Source organism: Brevundimonas vesicularis (assembly GCF_027105095.1).
GTDB classification, from domain to species: domain Bacteria; phylum Pseudomonadota; class Alphaproteobacteria; order Caulobacterales; family Caulobacteraceae; genus Brevundimonas; species Brevundimonas vesicularis_E.
In genome coordinates, this window is record NZ_CP114278.1 from 2532130 (window position 1) to 2558341 (window position 26212).

At 66.4% G+C, this 26212-nt stretch carries 24 protein-coding genes; 12 read left to right on the top strand and 12 right to left on the bottom strand.

Features of this window, described 5'->3' with window-relative positions:
* Positions 1-23 precede the first annotated feature (23 nt).
* On the bottom strand, positions 24-563 hold the full coding sequence (locus O2K97_RS12675) for a hypothetical protein (RefSeq protein WP_269219532.1): 540 nt from the start codon (positions 561-563) through the stop codon (positions 24-26).
* 187 nt (positions 564-750) lie between these two features.
* Between O2K97_RS12675 and O2K97_RS12680 the strand changes: the two genes are divergently transcribed.
* A complete protein-coding gene (locus O2K97_RS12680) occupies positions 751-1674 on the top strand; it encodes an Hsp33 family molecular chaperone (protein WP_269219533.1) in 924 nt (307 codons plus the stop codon).
* A gap of 39 nt (positions 1675-1713) precedes the next feature.
* Here O2K97_RS12680 and phoB read toward each other — a convergent pair whose 3' ends face one another.
* The 6 genes from phoB to O2K97_RS12710 all read right to left on the bottom strand — a co-directional run bounded on the left by phoB (position 1714) and on the right by O2K97_RS12710 (position 8374).
* Complete coding sequence (gene phoB / locus O2K97_RS12685) at positions 1714-2406, bottom strand: phosphate regulon transcriptional regulator PhoB (RefSeq protein ID WP_017505977.1); 693 nt, start codon at positions 2404-2406, stop codon at positions 1714-1716.
* A 20-nt stretch (positions 2407-2426) separates the two neighbouring features.
* Positions 2427-3152, bottom strand: a complete 726-nt coding sequence (gene phoU / locus O2K97_RS12690) for a phosphate signaling complex protein PhoU (protein WP_017505976.1) — start codon at positions 3150-3152, stop codon at positions 2427-2429.
* A gap of 4 nt (positions 3153-3156) precedes the next feature.
* Entirely contained in the window at positions 3157-4104 is a 948-nt protein-coding gene (pstB, locus tag O2K97_RS12695; protein ID WP_269219534.1) for a phosphate ABC transporter ATP-binding protein PstB, read from the bottom strand.
* A gap of 4 nt (positions 4105-4108) precedes the next feature.
* Complete coding sequence (gene pstA / locus O2K97_RS12700) at positions 4109-5413, bottom strand: phosphate ABC transporter permease PstA (RefSeq protein ID WP_269219535.1); 1305 nt, start codon at positions 5411-5413, stop codon at positions 4109-4111.
* A complete protein-coding gene (gene pstC / locus O2K97_RS12705; protein WP_269219536.1) occupies positions 5406-6836 on the bottom strand; it encodes a phosphate ABC transporter permease subunit PstC in 1431 nt (476 codons plus the stop codon). The genes pstA and pstC overlap by 8 nt, the downstream gene beginning before the upstream one ends.
* Before the next feature lie 140 nt (positions 6837-6976).
* Positions 6977-8374, bottom strand: a complete 1398-nt coding sequence (locus O2K97_RS12710) for an ATP-binding protein (protein WP_269219537.1) — start codon at positions 8372-8374, stop codon at positions 6977-6979.
* 143 nt (positions 8375-8517) lie between these two features.
* On the opposite strand from O2K97_RS12710, the gene O2K97_RS12715 reads away from it, so the two are divergent.
* The 8 genes from O2K97_RS12715 (at position 8518) to ychF (ending at position 17889) form a co-directional block, all read left to right on the top strand.
* On the top strand, positions 8518-10806 hold the full coding sequence (locus O2K97_RS12715) for an ATP-binding protein (RefSeq protein ID WP_269219538.1): 2289 nt from the start codon (positions 8518-8520) through the stop codon (positions 10804-10806).
* Positions 10807-10951: 145 nt separating this feature from the next.
* Complete coding sequence (locus tag O2K97_RS12720) at positions 10952-11584, top strand: 50S ribosomal protein L25/general stress protein Ctc (RefSeq protein WP_017505970.1); 633 nt, start codon at positions 10952-10954, stop codon at positions 11582-11584.
* An 86-nt stretch (positions 11585-11670) separates the two neighbouring features.
* Positions 11671-12279, top strand: coding sequence for an aminoacyl-tRNA hydrolase (gene pth, locus O2K97_RS12725; protein ID WP_269219539.1), 609 nt, complete (start codon positions 11671-11673; stop codon positions 12277-12279).
* 49 nt (positions 12280-12328) lie between these two features.
* The gene (locus tag O2K97_RS12730) at positions 12329-12715 is read left to right on the top strand and encodes a hypothetical protein (protein ID WP_174085676.1); all 387 of its coding nucleotides are present in this window, start codon (positions 12329-12331) and stop codon (positions 12713-12715) included.
* A gap of 67 nt (positions 12716-12782) precedes the next feature.
* On the top strand, positions 12783-14864 hold the full coding sequence (locus O2K97_RS12735; RefSeq protein ID WP_269219540.1) for a TonB-dependent receptor family protein: 2082 nt from the start codon (positions 12783-12785) through the stop codon (positions 14862-14864).
* Positions 14864-16219 (top strand): PepSY-associated TM helix domain-containing protein, encoded by a 1356-nt coding sequence (locus O2K97_RS12740; RefSeq protein ID WP_269219541.1) that lies wholly within the window; start codon positions 14864-14866, stop codon positions 16217-16219. The genes O2K97_RS12735 and O2K97_RS12740 overlap by 1 nt, the downstream gene beginning before the upstream one ends.
* A gap of 13 nt (positions 16220-16232) precedes the next feature.
* Positions 16233-16724, top strand: a complete 492-nt coding sequence (locus O2K97_RS12745; protein WP_269219542.1) for a copper chaperone PCu(A)C — start codon at positions 16233-16235, stop codon at positions 16722-16724.
* 70 nt (positions 16725-16794) lie between these two features.
* Positions 16795-17889: a redox-regulated ATPase YchF gene (gene ychF / locus O2K97_RS12750; protein WP_269219543.1), complete on the top strand. Its 1095-nt coding sequence runs from the start codon at positions 16795-16797 to the stop codon at positions 17887-17889.
* Here ychF and O2K97_RS12755 read toward each other — a convergent pair.
* Positions 17882-18421 carry a hypothetical protein gene (locus tag O2K97_RS12755; protein ID WP_269219544.1) on the bottom strand — a complete coding sequence of 180 codons (540 nt, stop codon included), beginning with the start codon at positions 18419-18421 and terminating at the stop codon, positions 17882-17884. The two genes, ychF and O2K97_RS12755, sit on opposite strands and share 8 nt — an antisense overlap.
* Before the next feature lie 109 nt (positions 18422-18530).
* Between O2K97_RS12755 and O2K97_RS12760 the strand changes: the two genes are divergently transcribed.
* On the top strand, positions 18531-20741 hold the full coding sequence (locus tag O2K97_RS12760; protein ID WP_269219545.1) for a TonB-dependent hemoglobin/transferrin/lactoferrin family receptor: 2211 nt from the start codon (positions 18531-18533) through the stop codon (positions 20739-20741).
* Between the two features lie 39 nt (positions 20742-20780).
* Positions 20781-21758: a DUF6607 family protein gene (locus O2K97_RS12765; protein WP_269219546.1), complete on the top strand. Its 978-nt coding sequence runs from the start codon at positions 20781-20783 to the stop codon at positions 21756-21758.
* A gap of 59 nt (positions 21759-21817) precedes the next feature.
* On the opposite strand, the gene O2K97_RS12770 is transcribed toward O2K97_RS12765, so the two are convergent.
* Both O2K97_RS12770 and O2K97_RS12775 read right to left on the bottom strand, forming a co-directional pair.
* Positions 21818-23251, bottom strand: a complete 1434-nt coding sequence (locus tag O2K97_RS12770) for a hypothetical protein (protein ID WP_269219547.1) — start codon at positions 23249-23251, stop codon at positions 21818-21820.
* A 72-nt stretch (positions 23252-23323) separates the two neighbouring features.
* Positions 23324-24313, bottom strand: a complete 990-nt coding sequence (locus O2K97_RS12775) for a helix-turn-helix transcriptional regulator (RefSeq protein ID WP_269219548.1) — start codon at positions 24311-24313, stop codon at positions 23324-23326.
* A gap of 91 nt (positions 24314-24404) precedes the next feature.
* Between O2K97_RS12775 and O2K97_RS12780 the strand changes: the two genes are divergently transcribed.
* Positions 24405-24644 (top strand): hypothetical protein, encoded by a 240-nt coding sequence (locus O2K97_RS12780; protein WP_269219549.1) that lies wholly within the window; start codon positions 24405-24407, stop codon positions 24642-24644.
* 2 nt (positions 24645-24646) lie between these two features.
* Here the strand turns inward: O2K97_RS12780 and O2K97_RS12785 are convergent, their stop codons facing one another.
* Both O2K97_RS12785 and O2K97_RS12790 read right to left on the bottom strand, forming a co-directional pair.
* Entirely contained in the window at positions 24647-25753 is a 1107-nt protein-coding gene (locus O2K97_RS12785; RefSeq protein WP_269219550.1) for an acyltransferase family protein, read from the bottom strand.
* Between the two features lie 51 nt (positions 25754-25804).
* Entirely contained in the window at positions 25805-26209 is a 405-nt protein-coding gene (locus tag O2K97_RS12790; protein ID WP_269219551.1) for a DUF1801 domain-containing protein, read from the bottom strand.
* Positions 26210-26212: the final 3 nt, after the last annotated feature.

Genomic DNA, 26212 nt, shown 5'->3' on the forward strand with positions numbered 1-26212 from the left:
ACCGGGCGGGCGGCACGAAAATGTCAGAAGCGCGCGATGCGACGCACGTGGCTGTCGGGGCGACGGCTTTCGAGCACTGCTGCGCCGACGGCTGCGGCGATGGTCGCCACCGCCAGCAGCGCGCCGCCTTCACGGGCGTGGTCGCGCGCATATTGACCGGCGTCGTCAGCATAGCGGCGCGCCGTCTTGCCATGCTTCTTCAACGCCTTCTTTCCGTCCTTGCGGGCCGAACGGAACCAGTCGTCGGCACGGTCGCGGAAATCGTAGGCGCTGTCTGCGGCGCGGTGGCGGGCGTCGCGCGAAAGGGCGCCGGCGCGTTCACCGACATCCTCGGCGCGGTGGCGGAAGGCGTCGACGGCGTCGTGGAAACGATCGCGCAGGTCGGACGTATCGACCCAGCCGCGCGGGTCGATGCGCGACTTGATGCGCTGGTAACGGGTAGGGCCGCTGCGTTGCGTCAGATAGACGACGGCGACAGCGCCGAGCGCGACCGCGAGGAGGCTGCCGGCGGTGATGCCGGGGTGTTTGCGAATCTCTTCGATCGGATCGATGTCGCGGATCATCGGCAGAACCTCTTCAGTTATTGGCGTCATGAACGGAGCGACGGCTCCGCTTGAGCCAAAAGAGCGATCCGCGCCGAAATCGGTTCCGTCGCCCTCCCCCAAGACCCGGCGGATTAGCCCCTTATCAAGCCGCCTGCGGGCGCCTACATAGCCGCGATCCCGAAATGACGCCCCAAAGGACCTCGCCGTGACCGATCACGCGCCCAACATTCCCGTTTCCGACGATCTGGCCGCCGCCTTCCAGATCGAAGGCTGGCCCGTGCGCGGTCGCCTGGTTCGCCTGGGCGCGACCATCGACAAGATCCTGGCCGCCCACGCCTATCCCGAGCCGGTCGCCGCCTTGTTGGGCGAGGCCTGCGCGCTGGCTGCCCTGATCGGCTCCAGCCTGAAGTTCGAGGGCCGCCTGCTGGTCCAGGCCCAGGGCGACGGCCCCGTGCGCTATGTCGTCGCCGACTATGGCACCGACGGGTCGCTGCGCGGCTATTGCCGCTACGACGAGGCTGAGGTGGCCGAGGCGTCGCAGGGCTTCGCCCGTCCCGGCGCCCGCTCGCTGCTGGGCCAGGGCGTCTTCATCATGACGCTGGATCGCGGCCCGGACTTTGAGCGCACCCAAGGGATCACGCCGATCGAGGGCGAAAGCCTGTCGCTGGCCGCCGAACACTATTTCCAGCAGTCGGAACAGGTGCCGACCAAGGTACGTCTGGCCGTCGGCCAGGCTCAGACCGAGGCCGGATCGCAATGGCGCGCCGGCGGGGCGATGATCCAGATCATCGCCGGCGACGAGGCCCGCGGTTCGACCGAAGAGGTCTGGGACCGCACGCGGGCCCTGTTCGGCACGCTGGGCGATGACGAGCTGGTCGATCCGACGATCTCGCCCGAGACGCTGCTGTTCCGCCTCTTCCACGAGGACGGCGTTCGGCTGGAGGGCGCGCGAGAACTGACGGCCGTCTGCCGTTGCTCACGCGAACGGATCGCCTCGGTCCTGGCCTCGTTCGATCCCACCGAGCGCGCCGAGATGCTGGAGGACGACGGCAAGATCCGCGTCACCTGCGAATACTGCGCCACGGTCTATGCGCTGGACCCTGACGAAGTGGTCGCCGAGCAGATCTGAACGAGAAAGGGCGGCTCCGAGAGCCGCCCTTTTTTAGTTTCAGCCTTCCAAATCCAGCGAATAGCCCGCCGAGCGGACTGTGCGGATGGGGTTGGCGCTTTCGTCGGCGATGGCCAGGGCCTTGCGCAGGCGCCCGACGTGGACGTCGACGGTGCGGGCCTCGACATAGACGTCCGAGCCCCAGACCGCGTCCAGCAGCTGCTCGCGGCTGAACACCCGTCCGGGGTGTTGCATGAAGTGGTCCAGCAAGCGGAACTCGGTCGGGCCCAGATGGACCTCCTTGCCATTGCGCTTCACCCGGTGCGAGACGCGATCCACGACGATGTCGCCGTGGTTCAGGCGGTCGTCGGCCAGACCCGGACGGATGCGGCGCAGGACGGCGCGGATGCGCGCGATCAGCTCGACCATCGAAAAGGGCTTGGTCAGATAGTCGTCGGCGCCGGTGTCCAGACCGCGAACCCGGTCGCTCTCCTCGCCGCGCGCCGTCAGCATGATGATCGGCAGGTTGCGGGTCTCGGCCTTGCCGCGAATGCGACGGCAGACCTCGATGCCCGACAGCTTGGGCAGCATCCAGTCCAGCAGCACCAGATCGGGAAGACGCTCGTCGATCTGGAGCATGCCCTCCTCGCCGTCGGCGGCAACGGCGACGTCGTAGCCTTCCTTTTCGAGATTATACTGAAGAAGGGTCGCCAGCGCGTCCTCGTCTTCCATCACAAGGATATAGGGCTGCACGTCGGGTCTCCGGTCTCGGGTCAGTGCGTCGAAAGGTTCGGCGTCGGATCGGAATCCTCGGCCGTAGGTTGGGCGCGCGGGCGTTCGCCCACGATGTCCTCGCCCGTGATCTCGTAGTGGACGGTCTCGGCGATGTTGGTCGCGTGGTCGCCGATCCGCTCCAGGTTCTTGGCCATGAAGAGCAGATGGGTGCAGGCGCCGATCGTGCGCGGATCGCCCATCATGTAGGTCAGCAGTTCGCGGAACAGGGCGTTGTAGTGCTCGTCGACCTCGTCGTCGGTCTGCCAGACGGCGACGGCCCGATCGAGTTCCGAGGCCGTATAGGCGTCCAGCACATCGCGCAGGCGGGTCGAGACCAGCCGTCCCATCCGCTCGATCGAACGGGTCAGGGGCTGCATCGGCTGGGCTTCGGCCAGGATCAACGCGCGCTTGGCGATGTTCTTGGCCAGGTCGCCTGTGCGCTCCAGATCGGTGGCGATCTTCATGGCGCCCAGGGTGCGGCGCAGGTCGCTCGCGACCGGCTGGCGCAAGGCGATCAGGCGGATCGCCTTCTTCTCAATATCGCGGTGAAGGGCGTCCAACTTCAGATCGCGTTCGACCACGGCGCGGGCCAGAGCGATATCGCGCCGGGCGACGGAATCGATGGCGTCCGCAACCTGGGCCTCGGCCAGACCGCCCATACGGGCGATCTCGGCCGTGATCTGGTTCAGTTCGTCGCCATAAGCTTTGACGGTGTGCTGGTTCATCGGATTAGCCGAAGCGTCCCGTGATGTAGTCGAGCGTGCGCCGTTCGCGTGGATTCTGGAAGATGTCTTCCGTGTCCCCGGTCTCGACCAGACGGCCCATGTGGAAGAAGGCGGTGCGTTGTGACACGCGCGCGGCCTGGGCCATCGAGTGGGTGACGATGACGATGCAGAACCGCTCGCGCAGTTCGTCGATCAGCTCCTCGATCCGCGCCGTGGCGATGGGGTCCAGCGCCGAACAAGGCTCGTCCATCAGGATGACTTCGGGGTTCACGGCGATGGCGCGGGCGATGACCAGACGCTGCTGCTGACCGCCCGAAAGTCCCATGGCCGACGATTGCAGGCGGTCGGCGACCTCTTCCCACAGGCCGGCGCGCTTCAGCGCCTTTTCAACGACCTCGTCCATCTCGGCCTTCGACGACACCAAGCCGTGGATCTTGGGCCCATAGGCGACGTTTTCGTAGATCGATTTCGGGAAGGGGTTCGGACGTTGGAACACCATGCCGACGCGGGCGCGTAGAAGCACCGGGTCGATGGAGCGGTCGTTAATGTCCTCGCCGTCCATGGCGATGCGGCCCGTGACCTTGGCCCCGGCGATGGTGTCGTTCATGCGGTTCATGGTCCGCAGGAATGTGGACTTGCCGCAGCCCGAGGGGCCGATCAGAGCCGTGACGGTCTTGTCCGGAATATCCAACGAGACGTCGTAGAGCGCCTGTTTGCCCTCATAGAAGACCGAAACGTCGCGCGCGGCGATCTTGATCGGACCGACGGGCGGGCTGTCGACCACGGCGGGCCCCGACCGGGGCGTAGCGTCCTCGACACGCGGTTCGGCGGCTGCGCCCTTGGACGGGGCGATGTCGGGCAGAATCTGACCGCCCATGCGCGGCGTTTCCGTCGGATCGATCGAGCCGGCGCCGGTCTGGTCCTCGGCGGAGCGGAAAATACGGAATTTCATTCTCTTACCACCGACGCTCGAAGCGCCGCCTCAGGATAATGGCCGCCGCGTTCATGATGATCATGAAGACCAGCAGGACGATGATCGCCGCAGCGGTGCGTTCGTGGAAGGCCCGCTCCGAGGCGTTCTCCCAGATGTAGATCAGCGAGGGCAGCGCGCCGACAGGCTGGTCGATGGCGTGCGGCACGCCCGGCACGAAGCTGACCATGCCGATCAGCAGCAGCGGCGCGGTCTCGCCCAGGGCGTGAGCCATCGAGATGATGGCGCCGGTCATGACGCCGGGCATGGCCAGCGGCAGGACGTGGCTGAACACCGTTTGGGTCTTGGATGCGCCCATGGCCAGGGCGGCCTCGCGGATCGACGGGGGCACGGCTTTCAGCGCCGAACGGGTGGCGATGACCAGGGTCGGCAGGGCCATCAGCGCCAGGACCAGACCGCCGACGATGGGACTGGCGCGCGGCAGATGCATCCAGTTGATGAACAGGGCCAGACCCAAGAGGCCGTAGACGATCGACGGCACGGCCGCGAGGTTGTTGATGTTGACCTCGATGATGTCGGTCAGCTTGTTCTTGGGCGCGAACTCTTCCAGCCAGATGGCCGCGCCGACGCCCAGCGGAATGGCGATCAGGGCCGTGACCATCAGCATCAGGGCCGAACCGACCACGGCGCCCAGGACGCCCGCCAGCTCGGGCTGGGTCGAATCGCCGTTGGTGAACAGGGCGGTGTTGAAGTGCGAGCCGATCACGCCTTCGGTCTGCATCCGGTCCAGCCAGGCGATCTGCTGGTCGGTCAGGCGGCGTTGATCCTCAGGCGTCTCCCTGGAGAGTTCGCCCTTCAGATACAGATCGGCGTCGTCAGAGAGCGGCACGGCCAGGGGCACGGTTTCGCCGATGACTTCGCTGCGCTTGGCGACCAGATCGGCGGCGACGAACTTCAGCTCCGACGAGAACAACCGCTTCATCTGCGCGGCCTTCGTCCCGGCCGCGTCGTCCTGAATACCCATGCGGGCCAGCTGCTGCTCGGCGGCCAGTTGCTCGAAGTTTGAGCCCTGCGGATAGGCGCGGTCCACGCGCGCCGGGTCCATGAAGACCGGCACGGTGACGGTGTGGGTGTAGAAGGCTGTGTGGCCCTGCTCGACGATGCGGACCAGCAGCACGGCCAGGAACAGCATGGCGGCCGCGATGGCCAGGCGGCCATACCATTTGAAGCGTGTTTCCTTGGCGTGACGACGCTTCAGACCTGCACGCAGGCGGTCGAGACGTCCCTTGGCGGCCGCGCCGTCGATCTGATCGGGGGTCGCGTCAGTCATATTGTTCCCGATAGGTCTGCACGATCCGGTGGGCGATGATGTTCAGCATCAGGGTCACAAGGAACAGGGTCAGGCCCAGGCCGAAGGCGGACAGGGTCTTTGCGCTGTTGAACTCCTGGTCGCCGGTCAACAGGGTCACGATCTGAACGGTGACGGTGGTGACGGTGTCCAGCGGGTTGAAGGTCAGGTTGGCGGCCAGGCCCGCGGCCATGGTCACGATCATGGTCTCGCCAATGGCGCGCGACACCGCCAGCAGCAGGGCGCCGGCGATGCCCGGCAGCGCGGCGGGCAGAAGAACCCGCTTCACCGTCTCGGACTTGGTCGCGCCCATGGCGAACGAGCCGTCACGCAGCGACTGGGGCACGGCGTTCAGAATGTCGTCGGACAGGGACGACACGAACGGGATCAGCATGATGCCCATCACGGCGCCGGCCGTCAGGGCCATCTGGTTCTGAACCAGAGCCAAGTATTGGCCGAGCCCGTCCAGCGGTCCGCCGATCAGGAAGAGGCCGATCTCGTTGAAGAAGACCCGCAGCAACGGCCCGACGGTCAGGGCGGCGAAGAAGCCGTAAACGACGGTCGGCACGCCGGCGAGGATCTCCAAGAGCGGCTTGATCACCGCGCGGGTCGTGCGGCCGGCGTATTCCGACAGATAGATGGCCGATAGCAGGCCGATGGGCGCAGCGACGCACATGGCGATGACCATGATCAGCAGGGTGCCGGCGAACAGCGGCACGGCCCCGAAGGCGCCAGAGGACCCGACCTGATCGGCGCGGATCGCGATCTGGGGACTCCATTGGGCGCCGAACAGGAAGTCGAGAACCGGCACCTTCTGGAAGAAGCGGAAGCTGTCGAAGGCCAGGGAGGCGATGATGCCCAGGGTCGTAAGGACGGCGATGGCCGAGCAGACGAACAGCGCGCCGTAGATCCAGCCCTCGACCCGGTTGCGGGCGCGCGTCTGAGGCTTGATCTGCGTCAGGGCGAACAGGCCGCCCAGGATGGCGGCCAGGATGGCTGCGACGCCGCCGCCCCACGACAGGGTGCGTTCGATGCGAACCATGCGGCGCGCCTCGACCGGCAGTTGTTCGGCCAGCGGGCGTTCCCAGATTTGCAGCGCGGCCTCTCCGCGACCCACGCGGTGGGCGTCGGCGAAGAAGGCGTCGCGGCGGAAGGGCTCCAGCGCCGCGACCGCATCAGGCGTACCGACGGCGGTCAGCTGACGCTGAAGCGGGGCGGCGAAAACCGAGGCCAGGATCAGAACCAGAAGAGCCGGCGCGGCGACCCAGATCAGCGCATAGGCGCCGTGCTGGCCGGGGCGGGAATGGGGCTTTGCGCCGATCGCACGACGACGCGCCAACGTGCGTCCGCCCAAGAAGGCGGCCGCACTCAAGGCGACGAGGATCAGCAGATAAATCCAGATCATTCAGAAGTCCGAAGCGCCGTGCGCGAATCGACGACGGTCCTGAACATCGGGACCAACGCGGCGCGACTACTGCCTGCGAATGGTCAGCGGATTACGACGGGTCGATGACAGTTGGGTGACAGCGACCGTCCGTCGCGCCCTCAGCGTCGCTCGACCGGTTGCGGGAACCAGGCGGTGAAGGCCGCGCCCATGCCCGGCGCGCTTTCGACCACCAGACCGCCTTGGTGACGGTTGATGATGTGTTTGACAATGGCCAGGCCCAGCCCCGTCCCCTGCCGCTCGCCGCTCTTTTGACCCTCGACCCGATAGAAGCGCTCGGTCAGGCGGGGCAGGTGTTCGCGCGCCATGCCGGGCCCATGGTCGCGCACTGTGACGGCGGCATAGGAGATGCCCGCCGTGCGGTCCGGCGTGACCAGCGGCAGTCGTGTGGCGCCGGGCATGCGCGAGGCCCAGGCCTCGTCGAACGACAGGTCCGAACGGACCGAGATTTCGACCGTGCCGTTGCGTGACGAATATTTGACGGCGTTGTCGAGCAGGTTCTGCACCACCTGCAATATCTCGTCGCGATCGCCGCTGATCGACGCCCTCGCCTCCCCCTGATCCAGGGCGATGGCGATCTCCTTTTCGCGCGTCAGAACGCTGATGGCGTCGACCACGTCGGAAGCGGCGCGGTCCAGATCGACGCGGCCGGACGGCGGAATATGCTCGTTCAGTTCGATCCGGCTGAGCGACAGCAGATCCGCGACCAGCCGCCCCATCCGATCCGCCTGGGCCGACATGATGTCCAGGAAGCGGTCCCGCGCGACCACATCCTCACGGGCATGGCCCTTCAGGGTCTCGATAAAACCGCTGAGCGAGGCCAAGGGCGTGCGCAGTTCGTGGCTGGCGTTGGCAAGGAAGTCCACGCGCATCATCTCGATGCGGCGCGAGTCCGTTTCGTCGCGCAGGATCAGCAGGGCTAGCTCCGACCCGGTCTTGCCTGACGCTTCGAGTGAGAGCGGACGGGTCCAGGCGCGCCAGCGTCGGTCGCGCTGACCGCCCGTCGCATAATCCGTGGTGCGCGCGGTCCCGCCGAACAGGGCCTCGTCAACCGCCTCCAGCACGCCCGGTTCGCGGATCACCTGAACCAGCAACGCGCCCTGACGCTGGATGCGCAGAAGCTCGCGCGCAGCCGCGTTCGCCATCACGATGCGTCGCCCGGCGATGTCGTCCGGCTCGCCGCCGCTGACCACCAGCACCGGATCGTCCAGCGCCTCGAACACCCGGTCGAGAAGATCGCCCGTCACCATGTCGATGGCGGGCTCGGTCGCAGCGCTGTCGTTCGCAACCGGAGCCGCCAGCGATGGCTCGCCCATGTTCAGCAACCAGGCGGAAGCCGCCACGACCACCGCGCCGCCAACCAACCAATCGGCCAGTTGAGGATGCAGAATCGCCAGCACCAGCAGCGTCGCGATGGCGATGCCTATGCTGGCGCCGACCGTCCATAACCGTGAAGTGGAGATCGGGGCGACGGGCGAAGGCGAGACTTCATAAGGCATGGCGTCAGGCCGACCTCCATCTGAAAGTGATTTCCGATCCTTGCACGGATTTCATGACGGCGCGTCGACAGCCAGGGCGTTCTTTAGCTTTGCCGCACGGTTTCTTTAGGATTTTCAGCCAGGATGTCGCCAAGGGAGGCCTCGTGGACCGCATCATCCATTGCATTGCGCACGATCACGATTGGCGGATCACTCTGTTCGCCGCTCTGATCTGCATGGGGGGCCTCCTCGTCGCGACTCGCGTCATGCAGCGTATGAGAACACGCGATCCCGCGCGACGCCGCCGATCCGTCATTTTAGCGGTCATTATCGGCGCCTTGTCGATCTGGGCGACCCACTTCGTCGCCATGCAGGGTTTCGTCGCCGGCGTTCCAGTGCGCTACGACACGGGTCTGACATTGGCCTCGCTTGGGGTAGCTCTCGCCATGATCGCCCTGACGATCGGCTCCACCATGCTGGGCAGGGGACCGCAGTGGCGCATGCTGGCGGCCGTCGTCGCCGTCGTTGGCGTAGGCGCCATGCACTACCTCGGCATGGCGGCGATCCGGGCGCCGGCGCACATCAGTTGGGACCCAGGCCTCGTCGCAGCATCGATCATCGCCGCCCTTGCGATCGGCTGTCCGACAGCCTTCTTCTATCGTCGGGGAGGCCCCGTCAGATTGATCGTCACTGCCGCATGTCTTTCGGCGACAGTGATCGTTCTTCATTTCGTCGGCATGGCCGCGATCAATGTCTCGCCCGATTTCTCGATCGCCAATGATCAGGGCCTGTCGAGCGGAGCCATAAAAATCCTCCTGGGCTCGATCCTGCTGTTGATCTGCGGAGTCGGCGTCGCCTTGGGCGTTATGGACCTGAGGTCGGCCACCACCTCGCTTCGCCGCATTCGCGAAGCCGTGGACGCCATGCCGGACGGTCTGGGCTTCTATGATTCCAGGGATCGGCTGGTGCTATGGAACGCGCGCTACGCCGAGGTGAACCCCGAGTTGGAACCCCACCTGATCGTCGGCCTTACCTTCCGTGAAGCGCTGCGGATCGGCATAGACGAAGGCCGCTACCCAGAGGCGGAGGGTCGTGAAGAGGAATGGCTGAACGAACGCATAAAGGCGCGTCGCCAGTTGTCCTCCAGCATCGAGCAGCAGGTCACCGGAGGACGCTGGCTGCGGATTCAGGACCGGCGCACCTCCGAAGGCGGGACGGTCACCGTCTGCAGCGACATCACAGACCTGAAACGCGACGCCCAGGCTCTGGCGGAGGCGCGTGACGCCGCCGAATCGGCCAATGTCGCCAAGAGCCAGTTCCTGGCCAATATGAGCCACGAGATTCGTACGCCCCTGAACGGCGTGATCGGCCTGTCGCAGGCGCTGTCCAAGACCGACCTGACGCAAGAACAGCGCGAAATGCTGGATCTGATGCAGGCGTCGGGAAAGACGCTGCAGACCCTGCTCAGCGACATTCTGGATCTAGCCCGCGTCGAATCGGGCAAGCTGGAGCTGACCGAAGACGCCTTCGAACTGGCGACGGCCGTGCGCGAGGCGGCGCAACTATATGCCGAGAATGCGCGTGAGAAGCACCTCGACTTCCACGTCGACATCGATCTGGAAGACGACGTCTGGATTCTGGGCGACGCGGTGCGATTGAAACAGGTGCTGACCAACCTGATCTCGAACGCCGTGAAGTTCACCAGCAAGGGTTTCGTCGGCATGGTCGTGCAGAGCGGCGTAGATGGAGACGGATCGCCGGTTCTGCGCTTCACCGTCGAGGACAGCGGCATCGGATTCGACGCCGCGACCCGCGCGCGCCTGTTCAGCCGATTCGAACAGGCGGATGGCGGAATCACGCGCAGATTCGGCGGGTCGGGCCTGGGTCTGTCCATCTGTCGTCAGCTGGCCGAGATGATGGGCGGCGATCTCGACTGCGAAAGCGAGCCCGGCTCGGGTGCGGCCTTCATACTGACCCTGCCGTTGAGGCCGGCCCGGCCGCCCATGGCGAGGGAACAATCGGCGCGGCAACCCGCCGTTGCCGCTCAGGAACGGCCGGTGCGGGTTTTGGTGGCGGACGACCATCCGACTAATCGTCGCGTCATCGAGCTCATCCTCGCCCAGACCCCGGCGCAGATCGTCATCGCAGAAGATGGCGCGCAGGCGCTCGAGGCCTTCCGAAGCGCGGCGTTCGACCTGGTGCTGATGGACATGCAGATGCCGATCATGGACGGACTGACGGCGACGCAGGAGATTCGCCTGCACGAGGCGACCATGGGTCTGGATCACACGCCAATCGTCATGCTGACCGCCAACGCCATGCCAGAGCACGTCGCCGCCGGGCGGGCGGCGGGCGCCGACCACCACCTGGCAAAACCGTTCAACGCCGCCGAACTGTTGGGCATCGTGGCTTCGCCGGCCTCCTTGCTGGCGGATTGCGCAAAAGCGGCCTGACCCGTTCCTGAAGCGGAACCTTTGACGGTTGCGCCTCGGACCTGATGCGTGTAATAGCCCGCGCTCTTGAATTCGAGGGTTCATCACCCCCGCCGCGAGAGCCCCGGGTTGGCGCGGCGTTTCCGTTGTTGTTGAGGCGAGCCACATGGCCGAGATCATTCTGAACGTGGACGTCCGCGATGGCGTCGGCACCGGCGGCGCTCGCGCTGCGCGTCGCGCCGGTTTCGTGCCGGGCGTCCTTTACGGCGGCGACAAGGCCCCCGTCGCCATTTCGGTGAACGAGAAGGACTTCCGCAAGTCGCTCTACACCGGCAAGCTGCTGGGCCACCTGGTGACCCTGAAGTACGGCGACGAGACCCAGCCGGTCATCGCCAAGGACGTGCAGTTCGACCCGGTATCGGACCGCCCCCTGCACTTCGACCTGATGCGCGTCGATGAGAAGGCCCCGGTCAAGATCGAAGTGCCGGTGCACTTCCTGAACGCCGACGAAGCGCCCTTCGCTCGCCAGGGCGGTTCGCTGGAAGTCGTCCGCCACGCCGTCGAAATCCTGGTTCGCGCCGACCAGATCCCGGAAGAACTGGTGGTCGACCTGGCCAAGTCGCAGATGGGCGACACCATCCGTATCTCGGACATCACCCTGCCCAAGGGCGCGGAAGCCACCATCACCGACCGCGACTTCGTGATCGCCACGATCAAGGTTTCTTCGGCTGCTCTGTCGGCCGCCGCCGACGAAGCCGCCGACGCCGAAGCGGCTCCGGTCGAGAAGACCGAAGACTGATCCTTCGTCGCTTCGACAAGATCACGCCCCGCCCGGTTCGCCGTGCGGGGCTTTTCTTTGCCTGACGCAAACGGCAAGAGGACGCCATGATCATCATCGCGGGGCTCGGCAATCCGGGCGGGAAATACGAAAAGAACCGGCACAACATCGGCTTCATGGCCGCCGATGAGATCGCGCGCCGGTGGCGGTTCGGTCCGGAGCGCGCCAAGTTCCAGTCGATCGTCAGCGAGGGTCTGGTCGACGGGACCAAAGTCCTGCTGATGAAGCCGCAGACCTATATGAACGAAAGCGGTCGGGCCGTCGGCGAGGCGGCGCGGTTCTACAAGATCAAGCCGAGCGAAATCATCGTCTTCCACGACGAGATCGACCTGGCCCCGGGCCGGTTCCGCATGAAGACCGGCGGCGGCGCGGCGGGACAAAACGGCATCCGCTCCCTGATCAGCCACCTGGGCGCCGACTTCCGGCGTGCGCGCATGGGCATCGGCCATCCGGGTGAAAAGGAACTGGTCATGCCGCACGTCCTGGGCGACTTCCACAAGGCGGAACAGCCCTGGCTGGACGCCATGCTCCAGGCCTGCGCCGACGCCCTGCACTTCGCCATCGCCGGCGACGACGAACGCTATCAGGGCGAGGTCATGCGCCTGGCCCCCGCGCCCAAGTTCAGCCCCCGCCAGGCCGCCCGCGGCGAGCTCTAGGGCAAACCGCCGCCTATCGCGCCGTCGCAAAACGCCGTAGAGGCCAGACGTGACCCGCGCCCAGGCCGACAATTGGTCGATCTCGCAATCGCTCGCCTTCCTGGCGGCGGTGTTCGCGCTCGTGCTCGGAACCCTGTTGCCGTTCGCGGCCCTGGCGGCGGTCCAGCCGGGTCATCCGCTGGTCATCTGTTCGGCGGAAGGTCCCCAGACGATCCAGTCCGGCGGCATGGACGGCCCGGTCAACAAGCACGTCGGGGCCAAATGCGCCGCCTGCGTCATGCCGTTGGCCGCCGCCTTGCCCTGCCCGCCTGCGCCCGAGCCGGCGCCGGTGGTCCGCACCGTCGAACGCGTCGTCTATATAGCCGCCAGCGTCAGCCCGCCGCCGCCCGCGCGCGCGCCGCCGCGTCCGCCGTCCACCGCCCCGCCCCAAGCCTGAACCAGACCCAAGCCCGCGCCGGCCCCAACGCCCGCGCGCCATCTCGTTCTAATTTCAGGTTCAATCCATGTCCTTCAAGACTACCGCAGCGCCCTGCGCGCTGCTGCTCGCCGCCCTTTCCAACGCCGGTTGGACGAGCCCCGTCCTGGCCCAGCAGACGCCCGAACCGACCATGCTGGACAGCGTCATCGTCACCGGCCGCCGCAACGTCGAGGATCCGCCCATCGTCGCAGACGCGCGACAGCGGCTGTCACGCACGCCGGGCGCCGTCGCTGTCATTTCAGCCGAATCCTACGCCGACCGATATGCGACCAACCTCGCCGACGTGCTGCGCGATGCGCCAGGCGTCTATGCCCAAAAGAAGTGGGGAGGCGACATTCGCTTGTCGATTCGCGGATCGGGCATAGGCAATGCGGTTCACAATCGCGGCGTTCTGCTGGCTCAGGACGGCGTGCCGTTCAACGAGGCCGACGGGTTCGGTGATTTCCAGCTGATCGACCCGCTGATCGCCCGCTACACCGAGGTCTACAAGGGCGGGAATGCGCTGCGGTTCGGCGGAGCCCTGCTGGGCGGGGCGGTCAATCTGGTTACGCCGACGGGACGCACGGCCTCGTCCAACCTGAACCTGCGCCTGGACGGAGGCTCTTACGGAACCGTGCGCGCCCATGCCGAGATCGCGGGCGTTCGCGGCGACTGGGACGGCTTCGCCGCCGTCACGGGCCAGAGCGTCGATGGCTGGCGTCAACAGAGCGAAGGCAAGGCGCTGAACCTGTCGGGCAACATCGGGCGCAGCTTTGGTCAGGATCGCGAAGTTCGCCTGTTTGCCTCGTGGGGTGACATTCATCAGGAGATTCCGGGCAGCGTCAGTCTGTCCGACGCCCTGACAAATCCCGAGGCGGCCAATCCCGCCAATATCGCCCTCAACTATCAGCGCAATATGCGCTCGCTTCGCACCACTTTGCAGACCCGCTGGAGGCTGGACGACGCGACGGTGTTCGAGGGCGCCCTCTATGGAACCTGGAAGGATCTGGACCATCCCATCTTCCAGGTCATCGACCAGCAGAGCCGCAACTACGGCGCCTTCGGCCGGTTCGATTGGCAGGGCCGGATCGGCGGGATGCGCGCCGACGCCTTCTATGGCGCCTGGTATCGACAGGGTGATCTGGACGCCAAACAGTGGGTCAATGTCGGCGGACAGCAGAACGGTCTACGCGCCCGCAGCTTCCAGAACGGCAAGGGGCTGGATGTCTTCGGCGAGGGGCGGCTGTTCGTGACCGATCGCCTGGCGCTGGTCGCGGGAGGAACCTGGGGTCGCGCCGAGCGCGACTATCAGAGCTATGTCGTTCCCGGCGTCGTCGGCACGATCGACCTGACCACCGACAAGACCTTCGACTGGTTCGCGCCTCGCGCCGGCCTGTTGTGGGAGAGCGAGGACGGCGCCCAGGTCTTCGCCAACGTCACCCGCTCGATCGAGCCGCCCAACTTCTCGGCCCTGTCGCCGACCGCCGGCGGCTATCAGCCCCTCGTTCCGCAAGAGGCCGTGACCTGGGAAGTCGGCACGCGGGGTCGGCGAGGACCGCTGACGTGGGACGTGACCGCCTATCGCGCCGATCTGAAGCACGAACTACTGAACTTTGCTGTAAACGCAGCCCTGGGCATACCGGCCGCGACCTTCAACGCGGGACCGACCATCCACCAGGGGATCGAGGCAGGGCTGGATTGGCGGATCGCGCCGGAATGGCGGCTGCGCCAGACCTACGCCTTCTCCGACTTCTATTTCGACGGGGACAAGGTCTATGGAGACGGCCATCTGCCGGTCGTGCCGCCGCACCTGTACCGCGCGGAGCTTCGCTACGACGATCCGGCCGGCTGGTTCATCGCGCCCAGCGTGGAATGGTCGATCAAGGATGCCTGGGTCGATTACGCCAACACCCTGAAGTCGCCCTCTTACGCCGTCGCGAACCTGAATATGGGCTGGACCGTCAACCGCCGACTGACGGTGTTCGCCGATGTCCGCAACCTGTTCGACGAAGCCTATGTGTCGAACTTCGGCGCGGTCACGGACGCCCGCGTGGCCACCGTGTCCAAGGCCGTCTTCTTCCCCGGCGACGGCCGTTCGGCCTATGTCGGCGTCAGGATGAGCTACTGATGGCGCGCAATCTCGACAAGACGACGCCGGACGACCTGTCCGACGCCTATCGCGCGGTCTGGCGTTGGCACTTCTATGCCGGCGTCTTCGTCATGCCGGTGCTGATGCTGCTGGCCCTGACGGGGGGGGTCTATCTGTTCAAGGACGAGATCGACGGCTTTCTGTATCGCGACATGATCCGCGTGCCGGCGGTTCAGACCCAAGCGGCGCCGGATGCGTGGGTGGCTTCGGCCGCCCAGGCTGCTGGCGGGGGGCGGGTCGCCAATCTGGTCATGCCTGCGCGCGACGATCAGGCGATCCGGCTGCGGGTCGATCGACCCGGTGGGGTACAGAAGACGGTCTTCGTCGATTCGCACACCGGCCGCGTCACCGGGGTCATTCCGGCTGGCGGGTTCATGGAGTTGGTCAAGAAGACACACAGCCTGACCTTGCTGGGGCGGCCGTTCAACATTCTGGTCGAGATCGTCGCCGGCTGGACGATCATTTTGTTCGCCACGGGGCTTTATCTGTGGTGGCCGCGCGGGCGGGGTGTGGCGACCTTTGCACCGCAGACGACAGACAGCCGCCGCCGTCCTTTCTGGCGCGACCTGCATGCGCTGACGGGTGTCTATGTCGGCGGGGTCGTGCTGTTTCTGGCCGTGACTGGCATGCCGTGGTCGGCGGTCTGGGGCGACAACGTCATGGGGGCGATCAAGGAGACGGGGCTCGGGCGGCCGCCCGCACCCGTCGCCGGCGCCTGGCAGAGGGCGCAGCACCACGATGCGCCGGTCGGGGCCGGCTGGACCATGGAAGGCATGGTGATGACCCACGACCATGTCGCCCATGGCGGTCTGGCGCAGGTTCTGCGGGTCGCGGATCAGGCCAGCCTGGCGCGCCCCTATACGGTGAACATCCCCAAGGCCGATGACACCGCCTATACGCTGACGACCCAGGCGACACGGGTTCAGGACAGCCGGTCGCTCTATGTCGATGGGGCCTCCGGGCGGCTGCTGGGCGACATCGGCTATGACCAGTTCGGCGCCGGCGCAAAGACCATCGAGTTCGGCATCTATACGCACCAGGGCACGCAGTTCGGCCAGGCGAACCGCATCGTCATGCTGCTGGGCTGCATCGGCGTTTGGCTGCTGGCGATCAGCGGCCTGGTCATGTGGTGGAAGCGCCGCCCGCCCAATCTGTCGCGCCGACGCCTGGGCGCGCCGCCCGCCCCGCCGGGACCGCGTGCGCGCGCCGCTGTCCTGGGCATCGTCCTGCCCCTCGCCATCCTCTATCCCCTGACGGGACTGAGCCTGATCGCGGCCGTATTGCTCGACCGAGCCCTGCGTCCGATGATCCGGCGCCGTTCCGCCGCCTCGTGAAAGACCTGACGCCATGAAGATCAAAATCGCCCTCGCCGCCGTCGCCCTGTCGCTGGCGGCCTGCAATCCGTCCGAGCCCGCCAAGGCGCCCGCCGCTGAGACGCCGACGGCGGCCGCCGCCGTGACCGCAACCGACGCCTGGTGCCGCCCGTCGCCGAACGGGGCCAAGGCCGGCGGCTGCTACGTCACCCTGACCGCCGCGACCGACGACCGGCTGACGGGCGGATCGACGCCGCGCGCCGGATCGCTACAGGTTCACGAGATGAAGACCGAGAACGGCATGATGAAGATGGCCGAGCTGACGGCGGGCCTGCCCCTGCCCGCCGGTCAGGCTGTGGCCCTGGCGCCGGGCGGCAATCACCTGATGCTGATCGACCTGACCGCGCCTCTGGTCGCCGGAGAGACCGTGCCCTTGACCTTCCAGTTCGCCTCGGCGCCGGCGATCACGGTTCAGGCGCAAGTTCGCCAACCGGCCATGGAAGGCATGGATCACAGCGCCCACTGACCTCAGTTGAAGCGCGAGCCTGACAAACCGGTTCGAACCGGGTAAAGGCTCGCGCCTCACGAGGAATACCATGGCTCTTAAAGTCGCGATCGTCGGCCTGCCCAACGTCGGCAAGTCCACCCTGTTCAACGCCCTGACCAAGACGGCGGCGGCCCAGGCGGCCAACTATCCGTTCTGCACCATCGAGCCAAACACCGGCGACGTGGCGGTGCCCGAGGCGCGTCTGAACGCCCTGGCCGAGATCGCCGGATCGAAAGAGATCATTCCAGCCCGCATCACCTTCGTCGACGTCGCCGGTCTGGTGCGCGGCGCGTCGAAGGGCGAAGGCCTGGGCAACCAGTTCCTGGCCAACATCCGCGACTGCGACGCCGTGGCCTTCGTCGCCCGCTGCTTCGTGGATGACGACATCACCCACGTCGAGGACCGCATCGATCCGATCGCCGACCTGGAGATCATCGAGACCGAACTGATGCTGGCCGACATGGAAAGTCTGGAGCGTCGCCGGCCGCAGCTGGAGAAGCGCGCCAAGGGCGGCGACAAGGAATCGGTCCTGACGCTGAAGCTGGTCGATCTGGCCCTGGCCCAGCTGAACGCTGGCAAGCCCGCCCGCACCGCCGAGGTGTCCAAAGAGGACGTCAAGGCCTGGCACATGCTGCAACTGCTGACCGCCCTGCCTGCCCTCTATGTCTCGAACGTCGAGGAAGGCTCGGCCGACAAGGGCAACGACCTGTCCGACAAGGTCGCGGCCCGCGCCGCCCAGGACAACGCCAACTCAGTCGTCATCTCGGCCCAGATCGAGTCCGAGATCGCCGTGCTGGACGACGAGGAGCAGAAGGAGTTCCTGGAAACCCTGGGTCTGGAAGAGCCCGGCCTGAACCGTCTGATCCGCGAGGCCTATAAGCTGCTGGGCCTGCAGACCTATTTCACGGTCGGCCCCAAGGAAGCCCGCGCCTGGACCATCAGTGTCGGCGACACCGCGCCCCAGGCGGCCGGCGTGATCCACACCGACTTCGAAAAGGGCTTCATCCGCGCCGAGACCATCGCCTTCGACGACTTTGTCGCTCTACGTGGGGAAGCCAAGGCGCGCGAGGCGGGCAAGCTTCGCGCCGAAGGCAAGTCCTATGTCGTCAAGGACGGCGACGTGATGAACTTCCTGTTCAACTAGGCGGCGCGGCCGGCGGGGTTTCGGCCCCGTCCTTCTTCATCATCTTCGCCAGCGGATTGGCGGGTTCGGGCGCGCGCGGCGACGCCGGGCAACGCGCCAGTTTCACCGTCAGCATATCGCGATCCACATAGGTCAGGGTCAGCACGTCTCCGGCTGCGCCCATATGCACACGCTCGCTTACGGCCCGGCCCTGCGCCATGCACGACAGGGCGGCGACGTAGCCTGAGCCGCGTTCGTCAATTCGCGCGATGTCGCACTTGCGATCATAGGCGTCGAACCGCATCGGCGTGATGGTGATGGGACTGTTCTGGCCCTGAGACTGAGCGCACCAGGCGGGATTGGCCGCCCACACGCCCACGAAACTGCGCGGCCCGCGAGACGCCAGCGACGAAGGTCCCGGCGCCTCGACCGGCTGCATGGCTTCGGGCGTGCGAAGCGGCGCGGCCGGTTCATTCGGCGGATTGACCCGATCGTCTCCACAGGCCGCAAGGAGGGCGAAGGCGCCAAGCGCCGGAAGCAGAGCCGTTTTCATCTCGCCACAACGCAACGGCCAAGGTTCAGGTTCAACGCGCCCAATTATTGCGGTTGATTCTGATAATCGTTCGCATTACCACCCTGCCAATCACTAAGCGGGGCTATTGATGCGTACTCTCTTCCTCCTTTCCACCGCCGCGACCGCCATTGGGTCGGCCCTGATCGCCCAGCCCGTTCGCGCCGAAACGCCCGTCACCGTCTCGCCCGCCACTGAGGTCGATCCGGTCGTCGTCCTGGGAACCCGTTCGCGGCGCCTGGCGTCGAATGTCCCCGGCACGGTGAGCGTCATCGACGCCGAGCAGATCGAGAGCCTGCTGGCGGCGGACATCAAGGACCTGATCCGGTTCGAGCCGGGCGTCAGCGTCCCCACCTCCCCTGCGCGGTTCAGCCTGGCCCTGTCCGGCGCGGGCCGCGACGCCAACTCCGGCTTCACCATTCGCGGCATGGGCGGCGACCGGGTGCTGATCATCAACGATGGCGTGCGCCTTCCTGCGGGCTTCTCTTTCGGGGCGCAGGCGGTGGGTCGTGGCGGTTACAACGATCTGGATCTGGTCAAGTCGGTCGAGATCCTGCGCGGCCCGGCCTCTGCGCTTTACGGCTCTGACGGCATCGCCGGCGCCGTGGCCTTCACGACCAAGGATCCGTCGGATTTCCTGGTCGGAGATCAGACCTTCGGCGCCCGCGGACGCGTGGCCTACAACTCTGCGGACGAAGGCTGGACCGAGGGCGTGGCCTTCGCCGGTCGGTCAGGATCGCTGTCGGGCCTGTTGGCCTATACGCGTCGCGATGCGCAGGAGACGGAGAACAAAGGATCGGTCGCGGGCGTCGGCGCGACCCGTACCGAACCCAACCCGCAAGATTTCAGCTCCAACGCCTATCTCGGCAAGCTGGTGTGGGAGGTGAACCGGAACCACACGCTGCGCCTGACCTATGACCATCTGGATTCGCAGATGGACGGCGACGCGCTGAGCAGCCGTTCCGCGACTGTCCTGGCCGTCACCGCCCACGACGAGACCCAGCGCGACCGCGTCAGTACGGACTGGCGCTTCCAGGACTTCGCAGGCCTCAGCGACGGCTCGGTCTCGGTCTATTGGCAGGACGCTACGACGCGTCAGTACACCTTCGAGGATCGCGCGACCCTGGCCGACCGCGTGCGCGACACCACCTTCGACAACACCGTCTATGGCTTCGCCGCCCAAGGCGCCCGCGTCTTCGGCGAGGGAAGCGCGGTTCAGCACCGCGTCACCTTCGGCGGCGACTGGTCGATGACGAAACAGGAAGGCCTCCGCGACGGCGTGACCCCGCCGGTGGGCGAGACCTTCCCCATCCGCGCCTTCCCCAAGACCGAGTTCCAGTTGGCCGGCCTGTTCTTGCAGGACGAGATCGAACTGCTGGATGGGGCGCTCAGCATCATTCCGGCCGTCCGCTATGACTGGTATGACCTGTCACCCAAGGTCGACGCCCAATTCCCTGCGGCGGCTTCGGGCCAGAGCGACGATCACATCTCGCCCAAGCTGGGCGTGGTCTATTGGACCGGGGCACACCTGGGCGTCTTCGCCAACTACAGCCTGGGCTTCCGTGCGCCGTCGCCTATGCAGGTGAACAACTACTTCGAGAATCCGGTCTTCGGCTATCGCTCGATCCCGAACCCGAACCTGTCGCCCGAGACCAGCGAGAGCTTCGAGGCCGGTTTCCGTCTGCGCGACATCGATGTGGCGGGCGGGAAGATGCGGCTGAACACCGCCGCCTTCGCCACCCACTATGACGACTTCATCGATCAGGTCGCAGTCAGCGGTACGGGCGTGCCCGGCGTCGATCCGCTGGTCTATCAGTACGTCAACCTGACCGAGGTTGACATCCGGGGCCTGGAAGCGCGCGCCGACCTGTATTGGGACAATGGCTTCAGCCTGATCGGCTCGGCCGCCTACGCCGAGGGCGAGCAGACCACCGATGGCCGTCGAACGGCGCTGGGCAGCGTCGATCCGGTGAAGGTGGTCGCGGGCCTGAACTACGCTGCGCCGTCTGGCGCCTGGGGCGGATCGGCGACCGTCACCTGGTCGGGCAAGAAGGAGCAGATGACCTATAATCTGTCGTGTGCGAACGCCTGTTATCTGGGCGACAGCTTCACCCTGCTGGACCTGACAGCCTATTGGAATGTGACGGAGCGGACGACGCTGCGCGCCGGAGCCTTCAACGTCTTTGACGAGACCTATGGCTGGTGGAGCGATGTGCGCGGTCTGTCCGCCACATCCACCGTCAAGGATGCCTACACCCAGCCAGGCCGCAACTTCGGCGTCTCCCTGACCCTGCGCCTGTAAGCGACCATGAAATCTCTCCCTAATTCAAGGAGCCGCCCGATGCGCGCCATTCTGATCGCCGCCGCCCTGCTGACGACGACGGCTCCGGCCGCCCTGGCCCAGCAGTCGACCGCCACGACCACGGCGACGGCGACACCGGCCAACGCCTTCGAACGGGATCGCCAGTCGATCCTGGCCCAGGCTGGCCAGTACCGCGTTCACTTCAACATGCGCGAAAACGTGAGCTTCCGCGCCGATTACGACCCGCTGGAAGAGAAGCTGTCGGGCGGCAGCGAGATCGTGCGCGTCGTCTACGACAAGGGCGACCGCATCAGCCTTCAGCACATCCTGGTGATGGAGCATGAGGGCCAGGTGATAGTCATCAAACACTGGCGTCACGACTGGGTCTATCAGCCCCAGACGGTCCTGACCTATGCCGGGCCGAACCAGTGGACGCTGACGGCGGTGCCCGAGACCGAGCGCGCCGGCGCCTGGTCACAAACGGTGTGGCAGACCGACGATTCGCCTCGCTACGGCGGCGTCGGCCGCTGGACCTATGACAACGGCCTTTCGGCCTGGACCTCGAACGCCACGTGGCGGCCGCTGGCGCGTCGCGATGCGGTTCGCAATCCCGTCTATGACCGCTATCTGGGCACGAACCGTCACATCCTGACGCCGGACGGCTGGGTGCATATCCAGGACAATATGAAGATGTCGGGCAGGGCCGGCGGCGAACCCATCGCCATCGCCCAGGAAGACGTCATCAACACCTATGACCGCTCCACCAGCTATTCACCCCAAGCCGGCGACGACTACTGGACCAAAACCCAAGGTTTCTGGTCCGCCGTGCGCGACGCGTGGGACGCCGCCATCGACGCCCATAACGGCGTCCATCTGCAGGAGGCCGGAGACACGGGTTCCGTCACCGGCAGGCCGTTGATGGATTTGGCGCAACAGATCGCAGACGGCGAGACGACCGACGTGGACGCTATCGCCAAGGCCCGCGCCCTGATCGCCGAGGCCACGACGCCGCACTGACCATCCCCTCGCGCGGAGCGTGAGACGGCGGCCGGTTCATCCGGTCGCCGTTTTGCGTTTCAGCTCAGAACCACCCGGCCGTCGATCATGCGGAAGGCCACGCCTGTGCGCTGGAACAGGCGCGCGATGACGGCGGACGGATCGGGCGCGCCCTGGTCCAGCAGCCGCTCGACATCGCCGCGCAAAGACGGGTCGCGCGATGTCCGGGTCAGGGCCGTCAGCCATTCCTCGCGGCTGAGCACGCCGTCCGGCTGGCGCAGCAGAGGCCTGAGGAAGTCGAACCAGTCGCCGCCGGTCCGCTGGCGTTGCGCGCCTTCCGCCGCCAGGGCGAAGACGGCCCCGCAGGCGTAATAGGCGCGGTGTTCGCCCCGGGCGCCGGCCTGGGCGACCGGCTGGCGGGCCAGGTTGACGCAGTCGTCCACCTCGGACTGAAGCTCGGCGCGGTGGTCGTAGTTTGCGTCCAAGGCCTTCAGGGCGCGCACAGCCATCAGGTCGGCCCCGCCCTCGGTAATCCAGGCCTCATCGGCGAAGGCGTAGCGCACCGTCTGTCCCAGCCAGAAATGCGCCCCCTCATGGCCGATGAACCAGCGCGAACGCTCCACGATTTCTGGCTGGGGCGAGGTCACGCCCCTCCCCTCGAACGACATGACGATCAGGCCCGGCAGTACGCTGCCACCCATGCTGGTCATACTTTCGGTCGGCCCGTTCCAGGCCACCATGACGATGGGCGTATCGCCGCCAGAGCCCGGCGCACCGAGGCGATCGCGGTAGTAGTGACCGACACGCGGCGCAAAGCCCCGGATTTCCTCGCCGATCCACGGCGGCAGATTGGGGTCCATGACGGTCGACAGGCCATCCCCCGGCGTCATCGTCGCCTCGCCCAGCAGGACATAGCTGCGCTCGTCCGTCGTGGTCAGTTCGTCGCGGCGGCGCCCGTTGAACAGGACGGGTCCGTGCTCGTCCCGCCACGTCACGCGCGAGGGACCGCCATCCAGCCGGATTCGGTTCAGGTCGTCCGGCACTTGTTCAGCCGCCTGGGCCGACGGCAGGGCGAAGACATCCAGTTGTCGCGTCGGCAGCGCTACCGCGCCATTGGAGAACAGCAGGGTCGGATACTCGGCCTCAAGATCCACCGCCTGCGGTCGAACGCGGAAGCGGACTTCGCGCGGCACGGGACCGCCGTCCGTGCTGCGGATGATGTCGTAATGGCCGCGTCGCTCCATGACGACGCCGGGCGTCTCGACCGTCCATTGGCGCGGCCGCCAGGGCTGGCGTGAGTCCTGTTCCAGCGCCGAATCCTGGAAGGCCCAGACCGGCACGTCACGCCCGAAGCGATAGTCGATGTTCAGGTGATTGCCGTCGCGGGTCACCGTCACCTGGGGTCCGCCTTCCTCTTGAAAGGTCGCCGGCGCCGACATGGGCCCGGCGGCGCAGGCGCCGCTCATCAGGGCGAGGGCCAAAACGGCGGACGAGGTGAAGGCGTGGACGCGCAAGGGCGATCTCCTGAAGGGCGGTCGGCGCGAAGCCTAGCGGTCGTCAACGCGCCGCGTCAGCTTACGGTTTCGTCAGGCTGAGGCCTGTTCCAAGGCGCGGCCCGCCGCCGCCAGTTCCCCGGCCATCACGGCCTTCAGTCGCTCCGGCGCCAATATCTGCACCTGCTCGCCCCAGGTGAACAGATGCCAGGCCAGCTCGCGCATGCCCGAGGCGCGGAACCGCACGATCACGCCACCGTCCGACTGATCCTCAAACGACTGGGTCGGGTGCCAGCGCCAGCCCCTGGCCTCCGCCGCGCCCTCGGGTGCGATGCGCAGAACGACGTCCTCGATCTCATCCTGATAGATGCCGAAGGACTGGCTGGCGAAGACGCCGAGGTCGAAATCGGCAGGCGGGACGGCCATCCCCTCCTGCGGGGCGACGTGGCTCATCCGGTCCAGACGGAAGGTCTGGATGCGGCCCGTCTCACGATCGGCGGCGACCAGATAGTTGGCCCGGCCGAACATGACGCCGCAGGGCGCCACGCTGCGCCGCCGCGGCTCGGCGCCCGGACGAGAATAGGTGAAGCCCAAGGGCTGCTGCGCCAGCACCGCCGCGCGAATGGCGGTCAGCATGGCTTCGTCGGCGGAGGGTCGCGGTCCTGCCTGGACCGCAATGGTCTCGGCCCGGACCAGCGCCTCCAGATCCGGCGCCATCCGGTTCAGCGTGGTCGACCGCATCGCCGCCTTCAGCTTGCGCTCCAGCCCCTCCAGCGCCGTGGCGCGCGCCGGTTCGCCGGCGGCGCGCAGGGCGGTCGCGGCCTTGGCCAGTTCCAGCATTTCGGTCGCCGTCGGGGCCTGTTCGAACGCCGACAGACCGCCCCGGATGCGCCAGCGTTTGGACGGCGGGTCCGAGACCTCGTCCACCTGGGGGAACAGCATCAAAACCGCGTCGCGCATCCGTTCGGCGGTGCGGCGGCCGACCCGCATATCGCGCGCGATCTCGTCCAGGCTCAGTCCCTCGGCGCTGGCGGCCATGCGGCGCGCCAGATCGATCACCATCGCCGCCTTGTCGTGTCTCAACGCCTTCGCCGATGCCTACGTCCGTTTCTGACGCAACACTGCTTCATAACGACATCATCGACAAGAGGCCCCCGCTTCAGGAGATCATCAGATGGCGCATTTCCAACCCACCCCTTCGCTCGCTCATTCGGCCGTCAACGCCAGCCGTTACATCATCGTGCCGTGCGAGGCCGATGGGCCGTCCGACCTCGCCGTGATCTGGGACCGGCTGGAGGAACAGGTGGTGGACGTCATTTCGGCCGCCGCCAGCAGCCGCTATTCGGACGAGGACATGCTGTGGGACGAAGGCCGCGCCGGCGACATGGCCCCGGAATGGCGGATGGCCGCCTGAACTCACGCCGCCTTCGGCTTGGTCCAGCGGTCAATCATGCGCTGCGCCGGCTGCTCGACCAGTCGGTGAGCCGCCACGGCGACCGCGACGATGAAGCCGAACATGGCGACGGCGAACAGGTCGTTCAGCCAGACAGAGCCGAAGTCGATGCGACGAACCGGGACCAGGTCCAGCTTCCTGGCCACGATCATCATGACAGTCAGGATGAACATGTGGACCATGTAGATCGCGAACGACCACCGCCCCAAGGTGACCAGAGCCGGATGGTCCAGCACGCGTGACAGCGCCCCCTCCTCGCCGGCGAAGACCCAGATTAGCGCCACGAAGATCAAGGTGACGGCCACGGTGATCGGCCCCTGAGCATAGCCGATGAACACGCAGGCCGCGACGATGGCCGCGATCTCCAACAGCGTCGCGGCGCCGCCCTTGAGCCGCGGAATGCGGGTCCAGAGCCCCTGCAGTAGGCAGCCCAGGAAGAAGCCATAGACCGCGCGTGGCACGGCGAAGTCATAGGTCGTGTTCATCCAGCGCCGCGCGTAGCTGAGCACCAGCACGCCGCCTATGATCGCCAGCACCAGCCCGATCCAGCGGAAACGCTTTGGCGCAATCAGCACCAGGCCCGCGAAGATCAGATAGCAGGCCCATTCGGCGCTGAGCGTCCACGATGGCCCGTTCCAGGTCAGATAGGGATGCACATGCCAGGCCTGGATCAGCGCCAGATTGGTGAAGATCGCCTCGATCGACCGATCGCGCGTGAACGGAGGCGCGCTGTCGAAATGGAAGACCAGCCGCGCCAGCTCCAGCCCGATGAAGGCCGCCAGCATCAGCAGGTGCAGCGGCCAGATCCGCCCGAAGCGCCGCACCATGAACCGCCCGGCATCGCGTCCCGACTGCAGTCGGTTCGCATAGGCATGGGCGATGACGAAGCCCGACAGGACGAAGAAATAGTCAACGAACAGATAGGAATGCTGAATGAAACCCCAGTCGCGCCAATGACTTGCAACCGGCATGTGGAACATCACCACAAGGACGGCGCAGACCCCGCGCAAGGAATCCAGAGCCTCGAAACGGCGATGGGCGGCAGGAAGAAGTCCGGACAGCGTGTTCACGGACGCGTGATAGCGCCGGTCAAGGTTGCGCGATAGGGGTCTGAAGAGACTTCAGTCCGAGCCGGCTTTGACCGCGCGAACAGCGCGACCGCAAAGATCGCGCAGAACCGCCTGATCGACATCTTCCAGACGCGAAATATAGAGGCACCCGACGCCGGTCTTCACCTTGCCCAAGCGGGCGATAAGCTCGGCTCGTTCAGGGAAATCGCTAGGGACATAAATCACCAGATTGGCTTTTCGCGGCGAGAAGCTGATCAGCGGCCAGCCGCCCTTGGGGCCGCCGTCATTGCCGAACCCGACGATGGACGATCCCCAGAGCACGGCCGGTTCACCGGTGATCTCCGACATCAGTGCGGCGACGGCGTGAGCGTCAGACCGTCGGCGTGGATCGTCGATCGCGGACAAGAAGACATCGACAGAGGTGTTTGTGGGGCCGGTCTTGGGCGTGCTGGCCATGGC

Coding starts and splice junctions, on each gene's coding strand:
- O2K97_RS12740 (WP_269219541.1), top strand. CDS start 14,864: ATGGCGCGCAATCTCGACAAGACGACGCCGGACGACCTGTCCGACGCC.
- O2K97_RS12760 (WP_269219545.1), top strand. CDS start 18,531: ATGCGTACTCTCTTCCTCCTTTCCACCGCCGCGACCGCCATTGGGTCG.
- pstB (WP_269219534.1), bottom strand. CDS start 4,104: ATGAAATTCCGTATTTTCCGCTCCGCCGAGGACCAGACCGGCGCCGGC.
- O2K97_RS12790 (WP_269219551.1), bottom strand. CDS start 26,209: ATGGCCAGCACGCCCAAGACCGGCCCCACAAACACCTCTGTCGATGTC.
- phoU (WP_017505976.1), bottom strand. CDS start 3,152: ATGAACCAGCACACCGTCAAAGCTTATGGCGACGAACTGAACCAGATC.
- O2K97_RS12745 (WP_269219542.1), top strand. CDS start 16,233: ATGAAGATCAAAATCGCCCTCGCCGCCGTCGCCCTGTCGCTGGCGGCC.
- O2K97_RS12765 (WP_269219546.1), top strand. CDS start 20,781: ATGCGCGCCATTCTGATCGCCGCCGCCCTGCTGACGACGACGGCTCCG.
- O2K97_RS12720 (WP_017505970.1), top strand. CDS start 10,952: ATGGCCGAGATCATTCTGAACGTGGACGTCCGCGATGGCGTCGGCACC.
- O2K97_RS12735 (WP_269219540.1), top strand. CDS start 12,783: ATGTCCTTCAAGACTACCGCAGCGCCCTGCGCGCTGCTGCTCGCCGCC.
- O2K97_RS12675 (WP_269219532.1), bottom strand. CDS start 563: ATGATCCGCGACATCGATCCGATCGAAGAGATTCGCAAACACCCCGGC.
- ychF (WP_269219543.1), top strand. CDS start 16,795: ATGGCTCTTAAAGTCGCGATCGTCGGCCTGCCCAACGTCGGCAAGTCC.
- pstC (WP_269219536.1), bottom strand. CDS start 6,836: ATGATCTGGATTTATCTGCTGATCCTCGTCGCCTTGAGTGCGGCCGCC.
- pstA (WP_269219535.1), bottom strand. CDS start 5,413: ATGACTGACGCGACCCCCGATCAGATCGACGGCGCGGCCGCCAAGGGA.
- pth (WP_269219539.1), top strand. CDS start 11,671: ATGATCATCATCGCGGGGCTCGGCAATCCGGGCGGGAAATACGAAAAG.
- O2K97_RS12755 (WP_269219544.1), bottom strand. CDS start 18,421: ATGAAAACGGCTCTGCTTCCGGCGCTTGGCGCCTTCGCCCTCCTTGCG.
- O2K97_RS12780 (WP_269219549.1), top strand. CDS start 24,405: ATGGCGCATTTCCAACCCACCCCTTCGCTCGCTCATTCGGCCGTCAAC.
- O2K97_RS12710 (WP_269219537.1), bottom strand. CDS start 8,374: ATGCCTTATGAAGTCTCGCCTTCGCCCGTCGCCCCGATCTCCACTTCA.